Genomic DNA, 19,955 nt, shown 5'->3' with positions numbered 1-19,955 from the left:
GTGATTTATCGCTTCAGGAGCCATCGAATGCTCCCGATTGCGATGGCCAGCACGATCGCACTTGAGATGATAAGGAGGAACGGCGCGATCATCCCCAGCACTGGACCATCAGTCCGCGCTGCCATTTTCATCGATGCACTGGTGAGCGCCGTGAGCCCGAACGTAATTCCCCAGTAGGATAGATCGAGAGGCTGCCGCCTGATCCACGGGATCAAACGGGCGAGTATCAGTAATTGAAGCAGGCCATATCCAAAGAGAGCATGCGAAAGCGGATCCGGGTGCCCGGTGGTGCCACTCAGATATGCAAGGCACCCGACAGCAGGCGGCGCCAGTTGAATGCCCAGCATGGGGCGGAGCAATTCTGGCAACTCCTTGTTCGTGAGAAGCCTGTGCAGGACCACCGACTCTATCGCCAACCAGGAGAAGAACCCGGCGCCAAACGCCAACTGGCTCCAGTCTGAATGGCCGAAAGCGCTTGCGGCGATCGCGGTCACGAACGATCCCGCGCCGGCTGGGAGATATAGGGCGGCCGTGGTGGAAACTGGATCGCGGTTTCCCTCCCACAAGGAACCTGTCAACCAGACTCCGAAAACGACCGTGAATATAGCCCCAAATGCGAATAGGCTCACTCCCGCGAGCCAGGAATATGGCAGGACACCGAGCGCAATGAGCATTGACGACACGCCGAGAAGGCCGACGAAGCAGCTCTGCACCGGATTGGAGAATTCGGCGAGTGCTTCATCTCTCGCGAGCGCCCATTTGGTTAGAAACAGAAGGCTGAATACTACCCAGATCGCGCCGGCACACAGATACAACGCCTCGCCGATAATCGTCGGAAGCCTCCACAATTCCGCAGCGAGGCGCCAGTTCGTCGCCAACCCGGATAGACCCAGAACGCACCCGAAATAACTTGCCTGGACTCTAGGAAATAGCACCGCACCATAGGTGGATCCCAAGCTTCCGTTGGTCGATAATCTGCTCACGAACGCCTCCATTTTTATAGTCAAGCGCCTTCGATGGTCGCCGACGGTCTCCGGATCGGGCAAACGCGTTGCTCTGACGCGCCTCGACAGGTGGGTGCGGTTGATCCAGAGAGGCTCCAAATCTGAAAGGATGAATATCTGCGGCAGGTTCTGCAGCGGTCGCGTCGCGGCAGGAAAGGACAATCTGCACCGCAGCCGAAGCTGCGCCGGCAAGCACCTTCCTACGGATGTGATGCGCAAACGCAATCATCGAACACTCCTGCCTTTCGAAGCGGAAAGCCTCTCACTGAACCGAGTTTCGATCTATTGCACCATGGTGTCAGGGAGCCGGCGAAGCGATCTATGTTCAGTCGTTCGGACCGTCCGAAGGAAGCCGCGGCTACCCCTGTGTCGCGTCGAGAGCTCAGTAGCGCCCCCCATGTGGGACCGTCGTCAGAATCTCGAACCGTCGGCCGACCGAGGCTTTATCAACGATGGAGTGCAGAGGCGACTGCCTTGCGAAGTTCGTCAACGCACAGCGGCTTATACAGGCAGTCGATCGCTCCCATTGATATCAGCCGGTCTCGAAGAATTTCGTCCTCGACGCCCGTGATGAATACGATCGGAATATCGCGTCCGCTGGAGATCATTGATTGAAAAAGTTCCGGGCCAGACATTACCGGCATCGCGACGTCCAGAACGATGCATTCCACCTCATCTATCCGAGGAGAGCGCAGAAAATCATTCGCGGATGAAAATGTCTCGACGTCGAACCCGAGAGAACCAAGCAAACCAGACAGAGATTCGCGCACCGACACATCGTCGTCTACGACGGATATGAGCGCACGCAGATCCACCATCATCACCTCCGGAATTGGGTTCCAGCTTGCCCTCTTTTGCGACCACCTCTGGATGTCTCATGGCGCACAATCAGGCATATGCTTCCGACAACCAAGAGTATATTGGACAATGGTATCGGATGTGCTCTCGATTGCGGTACGGCTCGATCTCGAACACGAGCTCGATGGGCACCATCACGCGAAAGAGGGAGGGATGATATTGTACGAAGGTGTGTTCGCTACCTCGGTAGCGGGTCGAGGAGGCAGGCAGGATCGGACAATCGCGGTTTCACTAAAACCGGCGCTCTCGTCTGTCGGCACGCTCATGGGCTCGCCGCGAACGCGTTCCCCTAGCTTTGCTTCTTGACGTTCAACAAAGCCGCCATGGTCACAAGATCGGGAAGCGAACGGGCATCCATCTTTCGCATGACCTGGCCTCGGTGCGCCTTCACCGTGATTTCGCTAATGCCAAGCTCGTATGCCACCTGCTTGTTCAGCAACCCGGCAACCACAAGTGCCATCACCTCTCCTTCGCGCCGCGTCAGGGAACCGTGTCGCTGGCGTATTTGGCTAAGGTGATTTTCTTCCTGTTGGATGGACTCGTTTTGTGCGATCGCCGTCCGTATCACCGCAAGGAATGCGCCCGGATCGATTGGCTTGGTCAGGAAATCGCTAGCTCCGGCCTTCAGAGCCCTTACGGTCATCGGTATGTCGCCCACGCCTGAAACAAACACTATGGGCACCCGGCTTCCCCTGCTGGTTAGAGCCGCCTGTAGGTCGAGGCCGTCCAGTCCGGGCATATTAACGTCCAGAACCAGGCAGCTTGGGAGCTGCCGTGGAAGATGCGATAGGTAGTCTTGCGCAGATGAAAACAGCAGGGGTGTCCACCCCACGGAGCGTACGAGCAATTCCAGCGATTCTCGAACGGAAGCATCGTCATCAATGATGATGATAACGGGACGTGGCGGCACCGACAGCGCACTAGGCGCCGATTGGCATCGATCTGTTGGAGGGTTCATGTTCTGCAAGACATCCTCCTGTGCGACGACCGTTGGAAATCTGCCATGCCTCAGCGGCCTGTGCCAAAGGCCTTCGACCCGGCAGCCGGATCACACCGTATAGGCCAGTGTAGCATAACACACAGGCCGAGCTTCAATTGTCCGAAAGTATTGGTTTGAAAACAAGTCGCGGGCGCGCCGCGTCATCACCAAGAATAATACATCCTACGTCCGACGCTCGATTCACACCCCGACTCCTTAAAAAAGAAGGGCTACTGGACGATGGTGTCGGCAATACTTTGGTGTCCCAGATACCTTCGCACAAGTGCGCTCCAGCGACCCGTTGCACATACTTCGCCTGAAGCCTCTAGGAGCAGCGCTTCGACAGGAGCAGGCGATGACAAATCAGGACGAGAGACCACGCCAGGGCTGCGGCCTTCCGCTTTTCGCTATCGCTGCCGCTATGACTGCGATGGCCGCATCACTGGCCGTCGTACGGCATCCAGCCATCCAGACTCGGGTCTGGGTACCAGGCCTGGAGCAGATGTCGGCTGATGGAGCCGAAACTGCGCGGCGTGGATTTTGTGACAAAGAGTTATTTCAAGGCAAGGGCAATATGTTCAGAACATTCGATAACCAAGCTGCCAAAAAGCACTTGGACGGCGCGGAAGTCGCTATGTTGCGCGTCGTCCTGCGAGACTTCTGCGAGACCCACGGCTTCGCGCTGGACGATCAACGAACACTTCACGCGGCTCGCAGACTTATCCGCCTTTTTCAGAGCGGAGAGAGTGACTGTGCGCGTTTGCGTATGTTGATGGACATGCAATCACTGAGCTGAGATCGGCGGGAAGGCACGACGAGGAAGATACTTCTGCCGGCGCATCTCCTGATCAAGCTGCTCGCCGAGCGCCACACTCGCCGAGGGGTTCGGTGTCTCATTCGATACCGGGCCGATATCGCATCTCTGCAACGTGAGGCCGACATTGTATGATGGGGCAAATTGAGGGAGGGCGAAGCCAGCATCGACCCACGCTTGGAAACTGCCCGCTTGGATGCTCGTGGAGCTACTCGTCAAGCAGCACGGCGACCGAGACGCCCGCCGCGATGGTGAATATGCTTGCCAGCACACTGGCCAAGGTACTGCCCGCGGCCCGATCCCGATAAATATTCCTTGAGACCGCTATGGCGGAAACCTCTGTTGCTGTGGGCAGTACGCCCAGTAGAAAAGTCTGGGCCAAAAGCGCCCCTCGCAACCCCACGAGATAGGCGGTGCCAAAGATCACAATGGGTTGCAAGATGTTCTTCACGAACACATTGAACGTCACCTCCTTGTTGAGCTGCAAGCTGATCCCCGACAAAGTCAGACCAAGGGCGAAAAGCGCTGCGCCCCCAGCCGCTACGCCGATCTCGCTTGCTGCGGTCACGGCAAGTTCAGGCAACTTGAATCCGGACGCCGCGAAACCGGCGCCTGCAATAGGCAGAAAGACCAGGGGCTGCTTTGCCGCATTCCACAGCGCCCTGCCGATCCCGATCCGATGCTCTTCATCGGTAGCGCTCCGTGCAAGGACGACAAGCGTGATCGGGACGACGATCAGCGTCACGATCAGATTTCCGGAGACGACCATCAGAAGCGCCGACGACCCGACGGATGCGACCAGAACCGGTGGGCCGCAGTAGGCGATGTTCGGGAAGGAGCAGGCCAAGGCCTGCAGAGCGCTGTCCGCCTCTCCATGCTTGAAAAGCAAGTGTCCGGCAGCCCAGCCAATGAGGAACGTCAGGCCAAACCCGATCAGGAGAGAGAGTAGGATCCTGGCGTTGAAGATGTCTGCCGGATTGGCCTTCGCCGCCGCGAGAAAAAGTGCGATCGGAAGTGCGAACAGCACGACGAATCTCGCTAGCGCGCGTCCGTACTCGATCGGCATCATCCCGAGCTTCCCAGCCATCCATCCCAAGGTTATGCAGAAGAAGATGGGCGCGAGTGAATGAGTCGTGGTCGCAAGAATGCTCTGCATCAGTAATGCTCCTGTTCTGGGCTCACCTTGCCTTTGAAAACGAAGTAGACGAGCAGGGTGTAGACGATCGTGATCTGCAGAACGAAGATGCCCGCTCCCCAGAACATGGAGGCTAATGTCGATTGGGGCGCGACCGCCTCTTCCAGAGTCACCGCAGGAGGGATGACATAAGGGTAGAACGACACGGCGAGCGTCCCATCCTCCTCCTCAGCGCCGCAGGAAGTTCGATACGGTGAGATCGACGAGTTGATCGCCTCGGCCATTCATTACCGCCTTCAAAGCCCATACGCCGAAGCCTTTCACCTGCGCGGCCTCGATCTTCGGGGGCATTGAAAGCTCCTCGGTATTCGTGACCACGTCGAGCAGGGCGGGGCCGTCATGCGCGAGTACCTCGCGCAGCGCGCTTTCCAACTCGCCTGGATCCTCGACGCGAACACCGTGGATCCCTGCCGCCGCGGCTACCGCAGCAAAATTCGGGTTTGAGAGATCGACGCCGGTTTCAAGAAAGCCCGCGGCCTTCATTTCGAGAGCAACGAATCCCAGAACCGAATTGTTGAAGACAACGATCTTTACCGGAAGCTTCTGTTGCACGAGCGTCAGGACGTCGCCCATCATCATCGCGAAACCTCCATCCCCGGAAAGGCTTATTACCTGTCGGTCGGGGTAGGCGGCTTGAGCACCGATCGCCTGCGGAAGCGCATTTGCCATCGAACCGTGCACGAGCGAACCGATCATCCGTCGTCGGCCATTCATGACAAGGTACCTTGCGGCCCATACGGTGGGGGTCCCGACGTCGAACGTGAAGACCGCGTCGTCGGCAGCGAGATCGCTTACGAGCTTGGCGAGGTACTGTGGATGGATCGGCTTGCGGCCCGGCTTGCCGGATGCGAGGTCATCGAGGCCTTCGCGAGCTTTTGCATAATTTTTCAGACTGTCGGACAGATGCGAGGTGTCCGACTTTTCGTCAATCCTAGGCAGCAACGCTCCGACGCTGGCCTTGACGTCGCCAACGAGGCCAATGTCGAGAGGCGCGCGGCGCCCAAGGCTTTCCGGTCTGATGTCGATCTGAGCGATCTTGGCGTCGGTGGGATAAAACTGCCGATAGGGAAAGTCCGTGCCGAGCATCAGCAACGTGTCGCATGCGAGCATCGCCGTGTAGCCCGAAGAGAACCCGATGAACCCTGTCATGCCAACATTGTAAGGGTTGTTGTGTTCGATGTATTCCTTCCCACCAAGGGCATGCACTATGGGCGCCTTCAGGCGTTCGGCGAGAGCGATAACTTCGCCGTGGGCGCCCCGGCATCCTCGACCACAAAGGATTGTCGTCCGCTCACTCTTGTTCAGGAGGGCTGCGAGGCGATCTAGTTCAGGATCTCGTGGGAGTACCGTGGGTGCATGAATCTTGAGCCCCTCGGGCTGCGAGATCGGGGCGTCGTAGTTCGCCAGCGCAATGTCGCCCGGTATGACCACCACCGCCACGCCCTTCTTGCCGATCGCCGCCCTGACAGCGGTCTCCAGAACCCCCGGGAGCTGCTGCGGGTTTGAAACCAGTTCGCAATAGTGACTGCATTCCTTGAAGAGGTTGTCTGGATGCGTCTCCTGGAAATAGCCGCGGCCGATCTCCGTGGAGGGGATCTGTGCGGCGATGGCCAGGACGGGTACTCGAGAGCGATGTGCGTCGAAGAGACCGTTTATCAGGTGGAGATTTCCCGGTCCGCAGCTTCCCGCGCAGACCGCGAGCTCACCGGTAAGGTGCGCCTCGGCGCCCGCGGCGAACGCCGCGGTTTCTTCGTGCCTGACATGCACCCATTCGATGTCGCCTCGACTTCGCATAGATTCTGTCAAACCGTTGAGGCTGTCTCCGACGACGCCGTAGATGCGGCGCACGCCGACGGCGTGCAGGACTTCGGTGATGATATCTGCTGCTTTATGCGGCATGACCGCCTCCTTGAGTGGCGCTATCCCGCTTGAGCGAGCGTTGGACATCCGAGGGTACCGGAGTGGCAAAAGATGAAGGGTCGCCGTCTGATATGAGTCTGGCGCTCCGCTGACGCGTCACGAACGCCCAGATCCAGTCGAGCGCGACTGAGGTCTTGCTGCGAAATCCGATGAGAAACATCACGTGCACGAGTGACCAGAAGACCCAGCCCGTGAAACCGGATAGCGAGATCTTTCCGACGCGTACCACCGCGGCCCCGCGTCCGATAACAGCCAGGTCTCCTTGATGACGATACTTAAAGGGTGGGGGCAAGGGCTTCTGCGCCGCATGTGCCTCGATCACCTTTGCGACATAACTGCCCATTTGCTTGGCAGCGGGAGCGATCCCCGGAACCGGCTTCCCATCCGAAGTCGCGACGCACGTATCACCGATCACGAATATCTCGGGGTGATCACCTAGGTTAAGGGTTGGCGACACAGCGAGCCACGACAAGCATTTTTCAGAAAGTTCCACCGGAAACGCGCGAAGAAGTCTTGGCCCGGCCTCGACCACCACAATCCGCATCGATTGCGTGTCGATGGTCCGGAACTCGCCCTTCAAGGTCCTGTGTGTCAGCTCCGCGGCGGCACCCGCCATTTCGACGCCAGTTGCACCGCCACCGACGATCACTGTCGTCAAGCATCGACGCCTCTCCTCTGCATCGGGCGTCTTGTCCGCAATTTCATAGGCGCGTAACAAATTTTCGCGCAAAGCCCTTGCGTCTTCAATTGTCTTCAATCCGGGGGCGAAGGGTTCCCATCCTTCGTTGCCAAAGTACGCATGCCTGGCGCCCGTGGCGAGTACAAGATAGTCGTATGGGACGATGGAGCTGCCATCCGTAACGGTACGCGAGCGAGTATCAACGCCGCTGACCTCCATCATCAGGACGCGTGTGTTCCTTTGAGCCGAAAAGATGCTTCTCACCGGCCAGGATATCTGGCCCGGCGACAGCGATGCCGTGGCGACCTGGTAGGGCAATGGCTGGAAGAGATGTAAGTTTCTCCTATCCAGCAACGTGATATCAACCGGCGCAGACCTGAGACCCCGTGCGACAGCAAGGCCTCCAAAGCCCGCGCCGACGACGACGACGCGGGGCCGGGGTGCAGCGGGAGGACGGTTTGCCACGACCAACCCTCTCAATTCAAATGCCGGTAGACAGGCCTGTACGTCTTGCTGCTGATGAGTTGGGCGACGTCGGCTGGGCGTTCGACATTCGCCAGACCTTTGTCGAAGATATGCTCGGCAATTTTGCGGGCGACGTGCAACGAAGCCTCGAGGATCTTGCTCTGTGGCGGATAGATCAAACCGGCGTTCAGGCTATCCTCGTCCACCTGTTCTGCGACGGCCTTGGCTGCAACGATAAACATCTCGTCGGTCACAAGTTTGGCTTCGGTCGCGTAAACGGCCATCCCCATGGCCGGAAAAATGTACACGTTGTTTCCCTGGCCGGGAACCAGACGGTGCCCGTTTAAGGTCAAAGGCGGGAAAGGGCTCCCGCTCGCGAACACCGCTTTTCCTTGCGACCACGTGTACGCCTCCTCGGCGGTGCATTCGGACCGCGAGGTGGGATTGGAATAGGGGAAGATGATCGGGCGATCGTTTATCGCCGTCATCGTCTCGATGACGGTTTTGGTGAAAAGCTTCGGGACGGTGCTGACTCCGATGATCGCGGTGGGTTTCAGAAGCTTGATCGCATCGACGAAGTCCGCGACGGGTTCGTGATCGACGACGAACGGCTTCTGGAAGTCCTTCACTGCGCGGGACGCCACGAGGAGACCATCGACGTCGAACAGCGAACTACGACGACGAGCTTCCGCAAAGGGAAGACCCTGCATCGCCATGCCCTGAGCGATCAAATCCGCGATGCCGGTTGCAGCAGATCCGGCTCCAAGGAATAGGAACCGCTGATCCGTGAGCTTTCCCCCCGTGATCTTCAGCGCTGCATAGATGCCTGCGAGAGCGATCGAGGCGGTGCCCTGGATGTCGTCGTTATAGGTGCAGATCTTCGTCTTGTAGCTCGACAGGATCGGGATAGCGTTGAAGTTGGCAAAGTCTTCCCACTGGATGCAGCATTTCGGAAAGAGGTCCGTGACCGCCGCGACGAACTCGTCAATGAACGCGTGATAGTCATCGCCGCGAATGCGGTCATGCCGAAGCCCGAGATAGAGCGGGTCGTCGAGTAGCGCGGGATTATTGGTCCCGACATCGAGAGTGATCGGAAGGCACACCTCCGGAGGGACGCCCGCGCATGCCGTATAGAGAGAAAGCTTTCCTATTGGGATTCCCATCCCGCCAACGCCGAGATCGCCCAGGCCAAGAATTCGTTCTCCGTCAGTGACCACGATGAAACGGACGTCTCTCTGCGGCCAGTTCGAGATGAGTTCTCTGATATGTCCCTTGGCGGATATCGGGATGTAGAGCCCGCGAGCTGAATGAAAGATGTGGTCGAACTTCTGACAGGCCTCGCCAACCGTGGGAGTGTAGACCAGCGGCATAAAGCCTGCCGGGTCGGACATCAGGACTGCGTAGTACAGGGTCTCGTTTCTCGCCTGGAGGTCCGAAAGCAACAGGTACTTCTGGAGGTCGTCCTTCAATGCGCCGAGCTGCGCATTAATTCGCGCAACCTGGCTTTCGATCGATGTAGGTGTCGGCGGAAGAAGCCCCTCAAGGCCATACCTGTGGCGCTCATTGCTGTCGAATGCAGTCCCTTTGTTCGTGTGGGGGTCACGCAAAAGGGCATAGCCGTTGGACATAGCTTCTACAGCCATGGTCAAGCTCCTTGGTTGTTTGATTGTTCGGATTGTAGGCCAACCGAGGCCGGACGGGTGTCTCGATACGGGCTCGAGACACAGTCTGCCTGCAGGGCGTCTTGCTTTCGGTCTTGCCCTACGGTGCACGACCACTCGCTCGAGGCTTCCTTAACTCTGACGGAAGACTAGGCTTGGGGACTGTCTCCGGCAACACGTACGATGGTATCGATCCTTACGTCGTCCATTTCGAGGCCAGAACCGCTTCCGTGAAATCCGTCCGCCTGTAGGTCGGGTCCATTTTCGAAAGTACGTCCGCCTTGATGTTTCCGAAAGTCGTCTCAGGTTTTCGGATGGTGCCCATGCAGAATGAGGAAAGGATGCCTTGCTTGAATTTCAGGCCCCGCGGATGGCACGCACATACGTCGTTCCGCTGTTTGGACGTGAACTCTTCGAAACCGATGCCGAGGACGTCCATTTCGACGCCTGCAGCAACCAAGGACACAGTGGATCGCTTGTGCTTTGGGATCCCCGGCGTCGTATGTAGGGCAATCGAATCCCATACGTCGTCGACATCCCGCTCGGGCAGTCCATAGGATTGGAGAAAGTTTCGGGCGGCATTCGCTCCATCCACCTCGAAGCGTTCGTTGGGGCTCGCATGTGCATCCATAAGGCCAATGTCATGAAACATCGCCCCGATGTAGAGTAGCTCGGCGTCATACGTGACGCCCCGTCGTTCGCCAGTCAGCGCGCCAAAGAGGAAAACGCGTCTGGAGTGGTGATAAAGGAGCTCCGTTTCAGCGTCACGAACGAGTTCTGTCGCTGCCTGGGCCATCGTGCTGTCTGGAATTCCCACTCCTGCAATCGTTCTGGGATCTGTGGACATCCGTGCTCTCCAACCGTGAACACCGGGCCAGCCGGCTGCAAATTTCACCTGAAAGTTATCTGCAATTCGGCGGGAGCGTATTGGACGAGAGTACGATTGACGGCGAGCGCTTTAGCGGCGCCGTCTGGCTAATACCTAAGTGCAATGGAAGCAGGAGCTCTCAGCGGTATTCTCGACGCCGGAACAGACGAAGAAGATCAGTAATGATCGTGTCGGAGGACGGGAAGCTAAATTTCAGTCGCCGACGGTTCTATCGGTGGGCGCCGTCGCGGTACCGTGGACGTTTGGTGAATCTGTGATGCGTTTTTCCTCTGGGGTAGGAAAATGAAGATTGAAGACGGCCCCTGTCGGCAAAGCTGGCTCGGCCCACAGCTTGCCGCCATGCGACTCGATAATCGACCGGCAAATCGAAAGGCCCATTCCCAATCCTTCGGGCTTCGTGGTGTAGAACGCCCCAAAAACCCGCTCTAAATTTTCCTTCGCAATTCCCGGCCCAGAATCCTGGACTGATACGTGGACTCCACCCGACTGGGATTTGGCCGAACTGACCAAGATGACGCCCCGCCCACCGGCAACGTCGTTGATAGCATCCAGTGCGTTCATGATCAGATTCAGCACTACCTGCTGCAACTGAACCCGGTCGCCTTGGACAGGCGGCAAGCCCTTGGTGAGTTTTGCCTCCAGTAGAATGCCACTCTTCTGCGCCTGACTGCGGGTCAGGCTGATGACCTCATCGATAACATCGTTTATTTCGAGTGACGATTTCTGCGGAGGCGCCTTTTTGATGAGCGTACGGATCCGGCCGAAAACTTGACCGGCGCGGGTGCCGTCGCGCACGACGCGAGCTAGGGCCTTTCGGGCTTCGGGCAAGTCAGGCTCATCGTTCAAAAGCATAATTGCTGTTTCGGCGCTAACGACTACACCCGAGAGAGGCTGGTTCAGCTCATGGGCTATGGACGCTGCCAAGTGTCCCATGGCGGAGACACGGTTCGCGTGCGCGAGAGCCAATTGGCTCTCGTGGTAGCGCCGCTCGCTGTCACGGGCTAATCCCTCGGCCCGCCGGCGATCCGTAAGGTCGATAACGAACGCAACACCTTCCATTGGTCGTCCGTCAAAAAACGCGGCACCAATCAGAACGGGAACCCGTGAACCATCTTTCTTGACGTATTCTCCCTCAAACGGGGTAGCGACGCCGGTCGCGCGCATCTCCTCCATCACGCGATCGTTTTCTGGATCCCACTCGCCCGGCATCAGGCTCTTCCAGCGTAGGTCACCTTCCTCCAGATCCTCACTTTCGTAGCCAACAATCTGAAGGAATGCATCATTAGCATCAATGATCCTCCCGTCGAGGTTCCAGGTAAATATCCCAATGATATTGGCGTTGAAGAGGCGCCGAATACGAGATTCGCGTTCTTGAAGGTCTCCGTAAAGACGAGTGTTCTCCAGTGAGATAGCAGCTTGCGTCCCCACGAGCTCCAAGAGCCGCGCTCGATCGCTCGTGAAAACGTGCGATGCCAAACTATTTTCAAGATAGAGAAGACCACTTAGATAGCCTTGACGAATAAGTGGGACGCATAGGATTGACCGTGGGCTCTGCGCGGTCATGTAGGGATCATCGGAAAATAGGTGGCGCTCTGCAGCGTCGTCAACGATCAGCGTTTCTTGGGTTCGCATGACGTATCGGATGATGGATCGAGGAACTGGTGGAGCTGTGAAATCTTTATGACGCAGAACAACCGAGTCTCCTTCCAGCACAGCCTCAGCTTCGATGCTGTACCCACTCGGATCGGGTAGGATCAGGAGCCCGCGGTCGGCACCTGCTGTCTGCATGGCGATCGTCATTAAACGTTCAACCAAATGAGGCAGTAAAATTTCGCTCGACAGTGCCTGCGATGCCTTGAGAACAGCGTCGACATCGACATCGACGCCTTCAAGGTCTGAGTTGCCAGCAGCTCCCGGCTCCTCACGGCCCGAACGATGTTGCTTAGCGTTCAATAACTGGGGATGGAGCGACTCAAGCTGTTTCACTTTGCCTAGCGCGCCCCAGCGTAGGTAACAGTCTCGCGCCTTCGTAAGGTAGGTATCGCAGAACTCCTGAAAGCCCTGGGCGCCGTAAAACTGTGCGGCAGTTTCATAGGCTATCGCTTCGTTATGGAGAAACCCGTTTGCGCGAGCAGATTGGATCGCGAGTTCGTAAAGTCGCTGGGCCTCGAAATCGCGCCCTTCGAGTCTCGCAAGTTCGGCGCCGACCAAAGCGGCGCGGTTCTCAAAATTTTCTGGGCAATTCCCTGCCCACGCCATTAGCTGTCTGTGATGAGCACCCAGAACATCGATGGCGGCCTTTGTAGCTGCGGCTCCAATCCTACGCTGATTTCCAGCAACAGATAAGGCTGCGTAGAAATGGTACTCTGCCAGTTCGAACATTGCGGCAGAAGTCCAGAGTAGTTTTTTCGCTTTCGCAGCGGCGTTCAAGGCCACGGAGAAATCCCCAGCAAAAAAGCGTGCTTGCAGCTTCCGAATCCAATACCAACACTCGGGTTGCTTGGTGGAAGGGTCGATTGCATAGCGCTCTTCCAAGTCGCTCTCAGCGACTTGTTCGTCGTCGAAGGAGCCAAATCTGTATGTAAGTCCGCGCAAACTTCGGATAACGCCGAGCTGCGCCTTCATGATGTCCACGATGTGGCCGTAACGAGCGCGCTCAGCAAGCTCAAGGCCGACGTCGGCTTGGCGCTCCGCCTCTTCGAGGGGATCTCCGGCGGCGAGCAAATTGGTATTGAGGTTGTCGCAACAATATACCGCGAGAGTTGGGTCGCCGCCTTTCGTTGCGGTCTCAAATGCCTTCATAACCACGATCCGACTTGCACGGACGTGCTCTATCCACATTAGTGAAAATTGCGCGAACCAGAGGTAAGCGGGAGCGCGAAACCTCTCAAGGCCGCGCTTGTCCACCAGTTGATAGCCGAGGCTCGCGAACCGATACCCCGCATTGTAGTCATTGAACTGTGGTCCCGCTATTTTGCTAAAAAAGACGTAAGCGACACATGATCCGTCGCCATGTCCCCGCTCAAGGCTAATGTTGACCGAATGACAGATAGCCAGCGAGAGAAAGTTGGCATCAACGAAGAGAGCCGACGGTAATACTCGCGTGAGAACATCCAACGTAGCGAGGGCGACCTCGTCGGTCATCAACGGCACATCGATAAGTTCCTCGATCGTCCGATCTCCAAGGTTTTTCCAAATTCTGTCGTACTCGCGCTTGACTTGGGACCTTCTTGGATGGGGAGTCCAATAGAGCCCCAAAGACTGCAGATACTCAATGCAGATGCCGACGGCTTTGTCGCATTGGTCGAGGGTGGAGTACAAGTCGATGCGCAGGCATGCCACGCTCGCCCGATCGAGCGTGTTCGCTGATCTCAATGAAAGCCTAGCTAGCCGATCATCAGCAGATTCAATCTTTCCGACGAGAAACTCGCATTCAGCCTGGTGCAATTCCAGGGCGAACGCGGTCAGATGACGGTCCACCCACATCTTCGCCGTGAGTAGCGATGCGCCAACCGCGAAATATTTTAGTGCCTGATGGTAAGCCGTCGACGCCCTCGCACGTCTGCCAGCCGCCAGATTCAATTCAGCAAGTTGGGCTCGCTCGTCATCCGAAACGATCAATTCTTTTCCGCGGTTGAGGTGAGTGACAATGTCGAAGATAATCTCCTCTCGTTGCTCAGCCCGTGTTTGCGAGACCAGGAGACGCCCAATGTGCAGATGCGTCTCGGCGCGATGTTCCGGCGGAATGAGCGAGTAGGCTGCCTCCAATACTCGGTCGTGTATAAATCGGTACGAGCGTTCGGTGTGCTCAAGAAATTCGCGTCGGGTTGCCTCCCACAATACAGCGTCGACTTCACGCTCAGACGTTGCGAGTACCATGGACAGTGTGGCAGTGGTCGCACTGGTGCCCAGGCAGGCAAGTTGCTGCATTGCAGCACGTGTCTCTGCAGGCAACTGGCCGATCTTGTTGACCATCAGTTCGGCTACGTTCGCGGTATATTGCTTACGCCGGATGGTATCGGTATCCCACGACCACCGACGCTCGCTGGCATCGAAGGCAACGAGACCCTCTTCGCTGAGCCCAGACAAGAACTGCTTTATAAAAAAGGGGTTACCACCGGTTTTCTCGTGTAGAATCTGGGCTAATGGAGCTGCCCTCGACTCGTCGCAATGAAGCGCTTGGGCGAGAAACTGTTCAAGGTCATTTCGACCGAGCGCGCCCAGCACGATCAACTCGCTTTCGAACCCACCGTCTCGGATTGATTGAAGTCTTGAGAGAAGTGGATGGCCGGCTCTAAGTTCGCTTTCTCTGTAGGCGGCGACGAGCAAAAGGTACTGCATGTCGGCATGTGACATTAGATCTTGAAGGAGATCCAAGGATGCGGTGTCGGCCCAATGTAGGTCATCAAGAAACAATACGAGGGGATGCCCTACCGTGGCGAACACTCCGACGAAGCGGCGAAAGGCGATCTGAAAAGCCTGCTGGGCCTGCTGTACCGGAAGGTTGGGAGCGGCTTTTTGCGTCCCAATGACTAGAGCCAGTTCGGGCATAAGATCGACCAAGGCTCGCGCCTGTGTTCCCAAGGCTTCCAGCAAAGACTGTCGCCAGAGATCCAACTCCGCTTCATCCTTGCTTAGCAAGCCGCGAATTGGTCCTTGAAATGCTTGGGCGATAGTCGCATATGGCGCGTCGCGTTTTTGCTGGTCGAATTTGCCAGACGCGAACATGCCTTGGGATTGCACCAATGTCCGTTGTAGTTCGTTGAATAGTGTGGACTTTCCTACGCCGGAATGACCGCAAATTGTTACCAGCTCGGCAGTTCCGGTGGTGGATACGCGACCAAAGGCGTCCACTAGAGAGGCGATTGCCAATTCTCTTCCGTAAAGCCTCTCCGGCATCAACAGTCGATCAGGAATATCGAAACAGCCCACGTCAAAGGGATTGATGTGTCCACCGGTCTGTAAGTCCGCTAAACAGAGCCCGAGATCGTATTCGACGCCAGCGGCTGTCTGGTAACGGTCGTCGGCCGTTTTAGCCAGGAGCTTCGTTACGATCTCAGAAATTGTGGCTGGGATACTCCGTATTCTTTCATGCGGCGGAAGAGGTGCCCGAGCAATGTGGCAATGAATCAATTCTAATGGGTCAGACGTGGGAAATGGCAATTCCCCCGTCAGCATTTGATAGAAAATCACTCCCAGCGTGTAGAGATCGCTTCGCGAGTCGATCGAGCGGTTCATCCGGCCCGTTTGCTCGGGCGCCATGTAAAGAAGAGTGCCGGCAATAAACTCTGGGGGATCCAAAGCTTGGCGTTCGCGAGGTAGTCGGGATGCATGTCCGAAACCGGTCAGATGCACGTTAACGCCGGCGCTATCCGCCAGGATATGAATCGGCCTGAGGTTTTTATGAATAAGCCCGGTCCGGTGCATCTGCCGAACCGCTGCAACCGTTTCTATAGCCAAATGGAGAAACTGGAGGATTGGCATTGGTTTGCCAAGTTTGCGATCCAAACCCTCGCCACCGGGATCGGACAATATTAGCATTGTGTTATCCCGCTCCCGAACGAATTCCTTCGGAAGGACGGCCCACGCACTGTCCAGGTAATCTCTGAGTTGATACTCGTTCTCAAGCTGAGCAATACTTGTAGGTCGGGGATAGGGTGAAGCTAGACGCAACGTGAGAAAGTTGTGAGGTGACCCATGACCATCACGAAACGCCTCTCGAGAGAGAATGCGCTCGCCGTCTTCCCAAAGGACGTTCGTACCGCCTCCGCGCGGGTCAGGCGAGGTCTGGGAATCCATCCGTCAAGCTCCACGGTTCGTCGCAAATGAGTGCCGAGGGTCATTTCAAAGGAGCACAGCCGAAACACCGACCATCGCCGTGAAGGATCCGACAACTACAGGTGAGATTTAGGACGTCGCTTCGTTATTTGAGGCGCAATGCTCGACAAACAGTGTTAAGCTCAAGCCAGAATTCCTGATCTTGTTGCTCGCCGCCCTCACGTCCTTTCGGTGTCTCAGCGATCTTGCACCTCGGTAGTCACCGGCAGCTCAGCGGAAAATACCATCTCTAGCTGACAATTATATTCTGTTTTGCGATAAATGAAACATATCATCCGACCGGCCGCGAACTGACAATCACGGCCCCCTGAAAGCACCCGTTTGCATGTGAGGGAGGATTTAATATGAGGAAACTCGCGCTGGCGGCGCTCGTAGCCGCAGCCATTTGGGTGCCACAAGGTCTGGCGTTCGCTAGCTCCACCATCATTATGGTAACTCATTCTCCGCCGTCCGATACGTATTGGGTGAGTGTAATAAAAGGATTGGAGCAGGCCGGGAAAGATTTGGACCTCAGCGTCCAATATCGAGGCGTGGAGAATAACCTCAACGATCCCAATCAGCAGCGTCGAAATCTCGAAGCTGCGATCGCGGCGAAGCCTGACGGGATCATAGTTTCCGATCCGACGCCATCGTCATTGAACGCCACCATCAAGAAGGCGTCGGATGCTGGCATTCCGGTCATTCTTGTAAACCAGGGTGGCGATCAGGTTGCAAATGTGGGTGCGCTTGCCTTCGTAGGCGACGACCCCGGTACACAGGGCCAGATGGGCGCTGCCCAGTTCAATTCATTCGGGTCCAGAAAAGCGCTGATAATAACAGCGCCTCCCGGAGCTTTACCTTTCCTCGATGCGCGCACGAACGGGTTTAAGAAAGCATTCAAGGGAACGTCGACACTGGCAGAAATCCCGCTGTCAGATTTCAACAACGCCAATCGGATAAAATCGATCACGGAGTCGGAACTACAGAAAGACGGATCGATCGATGCGGTCTTTTCCATTGGCGGCTGCTGCATCACGGCGATGATGCAGGTCAGATCAGACCTTGGGGAGCGGGCGCGGAATATCCACTGGGGCACGATCGATATGACGGCCAGCGCAATTCGATCCTTGAAATCTGGAGAACTTGACTTTGCTCTCGATGCCCAGCAGTACGCGCAGGGCTACTATCCGGTGGTCATGTTAGACTTATATGTGCGTCAAGCGATCCGACCGGCCGAAGCCCGGCTGATCACCGGTCCCGTAGTTATTACCCCAAGCAACGTGAATCATATCGAGGCCACTGGTCGATGACAGTCGAGCGTTGGGGCGTATGATATGGAAGCGTCATCTCAACAGGGGTGCAACGAGAAGGCAGGGGCAAAAAGCGGCTTGTCAATACTAGCACGCCCAGAATCGACCGCCCTGGTTGGCACTGTCGTGGTGTTCAGTTTTTTTGCCTTCTTTACCGGCCACGCTGGGTTTCTGACGTTACCAATGACGCGCAATTATCTGGAAGTCGGAGCTGAGATAGGGATTATCGCCGCGCCCGTGACGTTACTGCTCGTTGCGGGGGAATTCGACCTCTCTGTCGGGGCGAACGTTGCACTGAGCCAATCAATCTTGGGTTATTTGATGGTGTATGGCGGTTGGCCGGTCGCCGACGCGTTCTTAGCCGCCATTCTCATCGCGTCAGTTGTTGGCGCGGTCAATGGGATCTTGGTCGTCAAGACTAAGCTTCCTTCATTCATCATAACCCTTGCCATGCTTTTCATCCTTCGAGGTATCGCCCAAGGCGGGCTGCGAATGCTCGTTGGCACGACGACGATCGACGGAGTTCGAGATCATGCCAGCGAGGACCGACTCTCGTTTTTGTTCGCGTCTTCGATTGGTCCGTTCTCAGTTTCGCTCGTTTGGTGGCTTGTTGTGACAATGCTTGGCGCATGGGTTCTCGAAAAAACGGCCTTCGGCAACTGGATTTTTGCGACGGGGGGAGATCGCCGTGCCGCGCTTCAGTTGGGGGTCCCAGTGCAAGTGGTGAAAGTGACCCTCTACATTGCCGTTGCAGTCTCGACAGTGTTCGTAGCGGCACTGGACATTTTTGCGATCAATCAGAGTGATGCGAACGCGGCGACAGGACGGGAATTCGAAGTGGTGACCGCCGCAGTGATTGGTGGCGCCCTGCTTACGGGGGGGTATGGCTCGCCGATCGGTTCGTTTTTGGGCGCTCTCTTGTTCGGTATGGTCGAACAAGGCTTTTTCTTCACGCCACTGCCCGACGTTTGGTTCATGACGTTTCTTGGCGTCGTGCTCCTTCTCGCGGTGCTGGTAAATAACTACACCCGACTAAAAGCTTTGAAACCACGGAGGAGCGGCGATATCGGGCGAACCCTACCTTGAGACGGTGAACGTTACAAAATTCTACCGCGATGTGGCAGCGTTACGGGACGTTTGTCTTTCCGTCCGATGCGGAGAAGTGGTCTGTTTACTTGGCGACAATGGGGCCGGCAAGTCCACGCTAATCCACATTCTGAGTGGGGTAGAGAAGCCCGACCTCGGCACGATACGTGTGGGTGGGATCGATGTGAAATTAGGTTCTCCCGCCCAAGCACGCGACAGAGGTATCGCCACGGTGTTCCAAGATCTCGCTGTCGTACCGATGATGCCTGTGTATCGCAATTTCTTCCTCGGGCGTGAGCCCACAATTGGTTGGGGCCCGTTCCGACGGTTCAACTCAAAGGCAGCGATCGCTATCGCCGAGAAGGCTTTGCGCGACTTCGGCGTCAGTTCAGCTTCCGTGCGCCTTCCCATAGGGACGCTTTCCAGCGGTCAACGTCAAGGCGTAGCGGTAGCAAGAGCCCTCCATTTTGGCGGTCGTATCCTCATTCTTGATGAACCGACGTCAGCCCTTGGGGTCAGACAGGTCGAAGTAGTGCTCGGGTATGTAAGGCGTGCCAAGGATGCGGGCGTGGGCGTGATACTCGTGACCCACAACGTGCAACATGCCTACGCGATCGGAGACACCTTTGTTGTGCTATTTCTCGGACGTCACGTTGGAACATTTGACAAATCGAACTTAACGGAGGCCCAACTGACCAGGATGATGGCGGGTGTTATCTGAAAAAGGACGGCCCTTCTCCCGAAGCGTTTGGGCCCAGCTACCCACTGATCAAAGCATAGGAGTGGTTGAAATGATTACGAAGCTCGTTCAGCCGCGCTCGAATAGCGATCCGCATAAGCCAATTATTTTTATAGTTGATGATGACGTGTCCGTCCGAGAGTCACTTGGACATTTGGTTCAGATTGCTGGATGGAAGCCGGCAGTGTTTGCGTCCGCGGAGCTTTTCTTGGAAAACGCTGCGACTCCAGGTCCTTGCTGCTTGATTTTGGACATCAATATGCCGGAGCTCAATGGGTTGGAACTTCAACGCGTCATGGCGGCGAAGGGGATAAATATGCCAACTATCTTCGTGTCCGGGTACGAGGAGGCGCGCAATACTCACGCAATGAATGGAGGCGCCGTCGCATTTTTAACGAAACCCATCAACTCCGCTGAGTTGCTGGAAACCGTGAGCACGGCGCTGGCTTCCTGGGAACCGTCCCCGTAAACATCGTTGCGCCTTGCCGTTGGCACCGTCGGCTATCAACCCGGGCATCAAAAGGCATACACGCCGTCCG

Annotated in this window: 15 protein-coding genes; 5 read left to right on the top strand and 10 right to left on the bottom strand. The window is 56.6% G+C overall.

The features are described 5' to 3' along the window. Positions 1–5: 5 nt before the first annotated feature. The 3 genes from tehA to FHT77_RS20625 form a co-directional block, all read right to left on the bottom strand. Entirely contained in the window at positions 6–1,196 is a 1,191-nt protein-coding gene (tehA, locus tag FHT77_RS20635) for a dicarboxylate transporter/tellurite-resistance protein TehA (protein ID WP_246720002.1), read from the bottom strand. Positions 1,197–1,450: 254 nt separating this feature from the next. After that, positions 1,451–1,825, bottom strand: a complete 375-nt coding sequence (locus FHT77_RS20630) for a response regulator (protein WP_312859765.1) — start codon at positions 1,823–1,825, stop codon at positions 1,451–1,453. Between the two features lie 326 nt (positions 1,826–2,151). Further along, complete coding sequence (locus FHT77_RS20625; RefSeq protein WP_183756881.1) at positions 2,152–2,820, bottom strand: response regulator transcription factor; 669 nt, start codon at positions 2,818–2,820, stop codon at positions 2,152–2,154. Between the two features lie 376 nt (positions 2,821–3,196). Between FHT77_RS20625 and FHT77_RS20620 the strand changes: the two genes are divergently transcribed. After that, positions 3,197–3,637: a hypothetical protein gene (locus FHT77_RS20620; RefSeq protein WP_183756779.1), complete on the top strand. Its 441-nt coding sequence runs from the start codon at positions 3,197–3,199 to the stop codon at positions 3,635–3,637. Between the two features lie 226 nt (positions 3,638–3,863). On the opposite strand, the gene FHT77_RS20615 is transcribed toward FHT77_RS20620, so the two are convergent. The 7 genes from FHT77_RS20615 to FHT77_RS20585 form a co-directional block, all read right to left on the bottom strand. Beyond that, a complete protein-coding gene (locus FHT77_RS20615) occupies positions 3,864–4,811 on the bottom strand; it encodes an AEC family transporter (RefSeq protein WP_183756778.1) in 948 nt (315 codons plus the stop codon). Next, on the bottom strand, positions 4,811–5,074 hold the full coding sequence (locus FHT77_RS20610) for a hypothetical protein (RefSeq protein WP_183756777.1): 264 nt from the start codon (positions 5,072–5,074) through the stop codon (positions 4,811–4,813). Before FHT77_RS20610 ends, FHT77_RS20615 begins: the two co-directional genes overlap by 1 nt. Next, a complete protein-coding gene (gene poxB, locus FHT77_RS20605) occupies positions 5,019–6,749 on the bottom strand; it encodes a ubiquinone-dependent pyruvate dehydrogenase (RefSeq protein WP_183756776.1) in 1,731 nt (576 codons plus the stop codon). Before poxB ends, FHT77_RS20610 begins: the two co-directional genes overlap by 56 nt. Then, on the bottom strand, positions 6,739–7,914 hold the full coding sequence (locus FHT77_RS20600; protein WP_183756775.1) for an NAD(P)/FAD-dependent oxidoreductase: 1,176 nt from the start codon (positions 7,912–7,914) through the stop codon (positions 6,739–6,741). The genes poxB and FHT77_RS20600 overlap by 11 nt, the downstream gene beginning before the upstream one ends. 11 nt (positions 7,915–7,925) lie before the next feature. Next, a complete protein-coding gene (locus FHT77_RS20595) occupies positions 7,926–9,557 on the bottom strand; it encodes an NAD-dependent malic enzyme (protein WP_183756774.1) in 1,632 nt (543 codons plus the stop codon). Positions 9,558–9,771: 214 nt separating this feature from the next. After that, positions 9,772–10,422: an HD domain-containing protein gene (locus tag FHT77_RS20590; protein ID WP_183756773.1), complete on the bottom strand. Its 651-nt coding sequence runs from the start codon at positions 10,420–10,422 to the stop codon at positions 9,772–9,774. 234 nt (positions 10,423–10,656) lie between these two features. Beyond that, a complete protein-coding gene (locus FHT77_RS20585; RefSeq protein WP_183756772.1) occupies positions 10,657–16,263 on the bottom strand; it encodes an AAA family ATPase in 5,607 nt (1,868 codons plus the stop codon). A gap of 383 nt (positions 16,264–16,646) precedes the next feature. On the opposite strand from FHT77_RS20585, the gene FHT77_RS20580 reads away from it, so the two are divergent. The 4 genes from FHT77_RS20580 to FHT77_RS20565 all read left to right on the top strand — a co-directional run bounded on the left by FHT77_RS20580 (position 16,647) and on the right by FHT77_RS20565 (position 19,885). Next, a complete protein-coding gene (locus tag FHT77_RS20580; protein WP_183756771.1) occupies positions 16,647–17,591 on the top strand; it encodes a sugar ABC transporter substrate-binding protein in 945 nt (314 codons plus the stop codon). Between the two features lie 24 nt (positions 17,592–17,615). Further along, positions 17,616–18,677 carry an ABC transporter permease gene (locus FHT77_RS20575; RefSeq protein WP_183756770.1) on the top strand — a complete coding sequence of 354 codons (1,062 nt, stop codon included), beginning with the start codon at positions 17,616–17,618 and terminating at the stop codon, positions 18,675–18,677. Next, entirely contained in the window at positions 18,655–19,398 is a 744-nt protein-coding gene (locus tag FHT77_RS20570; RefSeq protein WP_183756880.1) for an ATP-binding cassette domain-containing protein, read from the top strand. Before FHT77_RS20575 ends, FHT77_RS20570 begins: the two co-directional genes overlap by 23 nt. Before the next feature lie 70 nt (positions 19,399–19,468). Then, positions 19,469–19,885, top strand: a complete 417-nt coding sequence (locus FHT77_RS20565) for a response regulator transcription factor (protein ID WP_183756769.1) — start codon at positions 19,469–19,471, stop codon at positions 19,883–19,885. Positions 19,886–19,955 lie beyond the last annotated feature (70 nt).

The sequence above is a fragment of the Rhizobium sp. BK181 genome (assembly GCF_014193305.1).
Classification (GTDB): Bacteria; Pseudomonadota; Alphaproteobacteria; order Rhizobiales; family Rhizobiaceae; genus Rhizobium.
Note: the sequence above shows the minus strand (reverse complement) of the source record. Positions and strands in the feature narration are given on the sequence as shown.

Bases quoted from the DNA above. Each gene is read 5' to 3' on its own strand.
- poxB (WP_183756776.1), bottom strand. From the start codon at position 6,749: ATGCCGCATAAAGCAGCAGATATCATCACCGAAGTCCTGCACGCCGTC.
- FHT77_RS20620 (WP_183756779.1), top strand. From the start codon at position 3,197: ATGACAAATCAGGACGAGAGACCACGCCAGGGCTGCGGCCTTCCGCTT.
- FHT77_RS20630 (WP_312859765.1), bottom strand. From the start codon at position 1,825: ATGATGGTGGATCTGCGTGCGCTCATATCCGTCGTAGACGACGATGTG.
- FHT77_RS20625 (WP_183756881.1), bottom strand. From the start codon at position 2,820: ATGAACCCTCCAACAGATCGATGCCAATCGGCGCCTAGTGCGCTGTCG.
- FHT77_RS20615 (WP_183756778.1), bottom strand. From the start codon at position 4,811: ATGCAGAGCATTCTTGCGACCACGACTCATTCACTCGCGCCCATCTTC.
- FHT77_RS20565 (WP_183756769.1), top strand. From the start codon at position 19,469: ATGATTACGAAGCTCGTTCAGCCGCGCTCGAATAGCGATCCGCATAAG.
- FHT77_RS20595 (WP_183756774.1), bottom strand. From the start codon at position 9,557: ATGGCTGTAGAAGCTATGTCCAACGGCTATGCCCTTTTGCGTGACCCC.
- FHT77_RS20585 (WP_183756772.1), bottom strand. From the start codon at position 16,263: ATGGATTCCCAGACCTCGCCTGACCCGCGCGGAGGCGGTACGAACGTC.
- FHT77_RS20610 (WP_183756777.1), bottom strand. From the start codon at position 5,074: ATGGCCGAGGCGATCAACTCGTCGATCTCACCGTATCGAACTTCCTGC.
- FHT77_RS20590 (WP_183756773.1), bottom strand. From the start codon at position 10,422: ATGTCCACAGATCCCAGAACGATTGCAGGAGTGGGAATTCCAGACAGC.
- FHT77_RS20580 (WP_183756771.1), top strand. From the start codon at position 16,647: ATGAGGAAACTCGCGCTGGCGGCGCTCGTAGCCGCAGCCATTTGGGTG.
- FHT77_RS20575 (WP_183756770.1), top strand. From the start codon at position 17,616: ATGGAAGCGTCATCTCAACAGGGGTGCAACGAGAAGGCAGGGGCAAAA.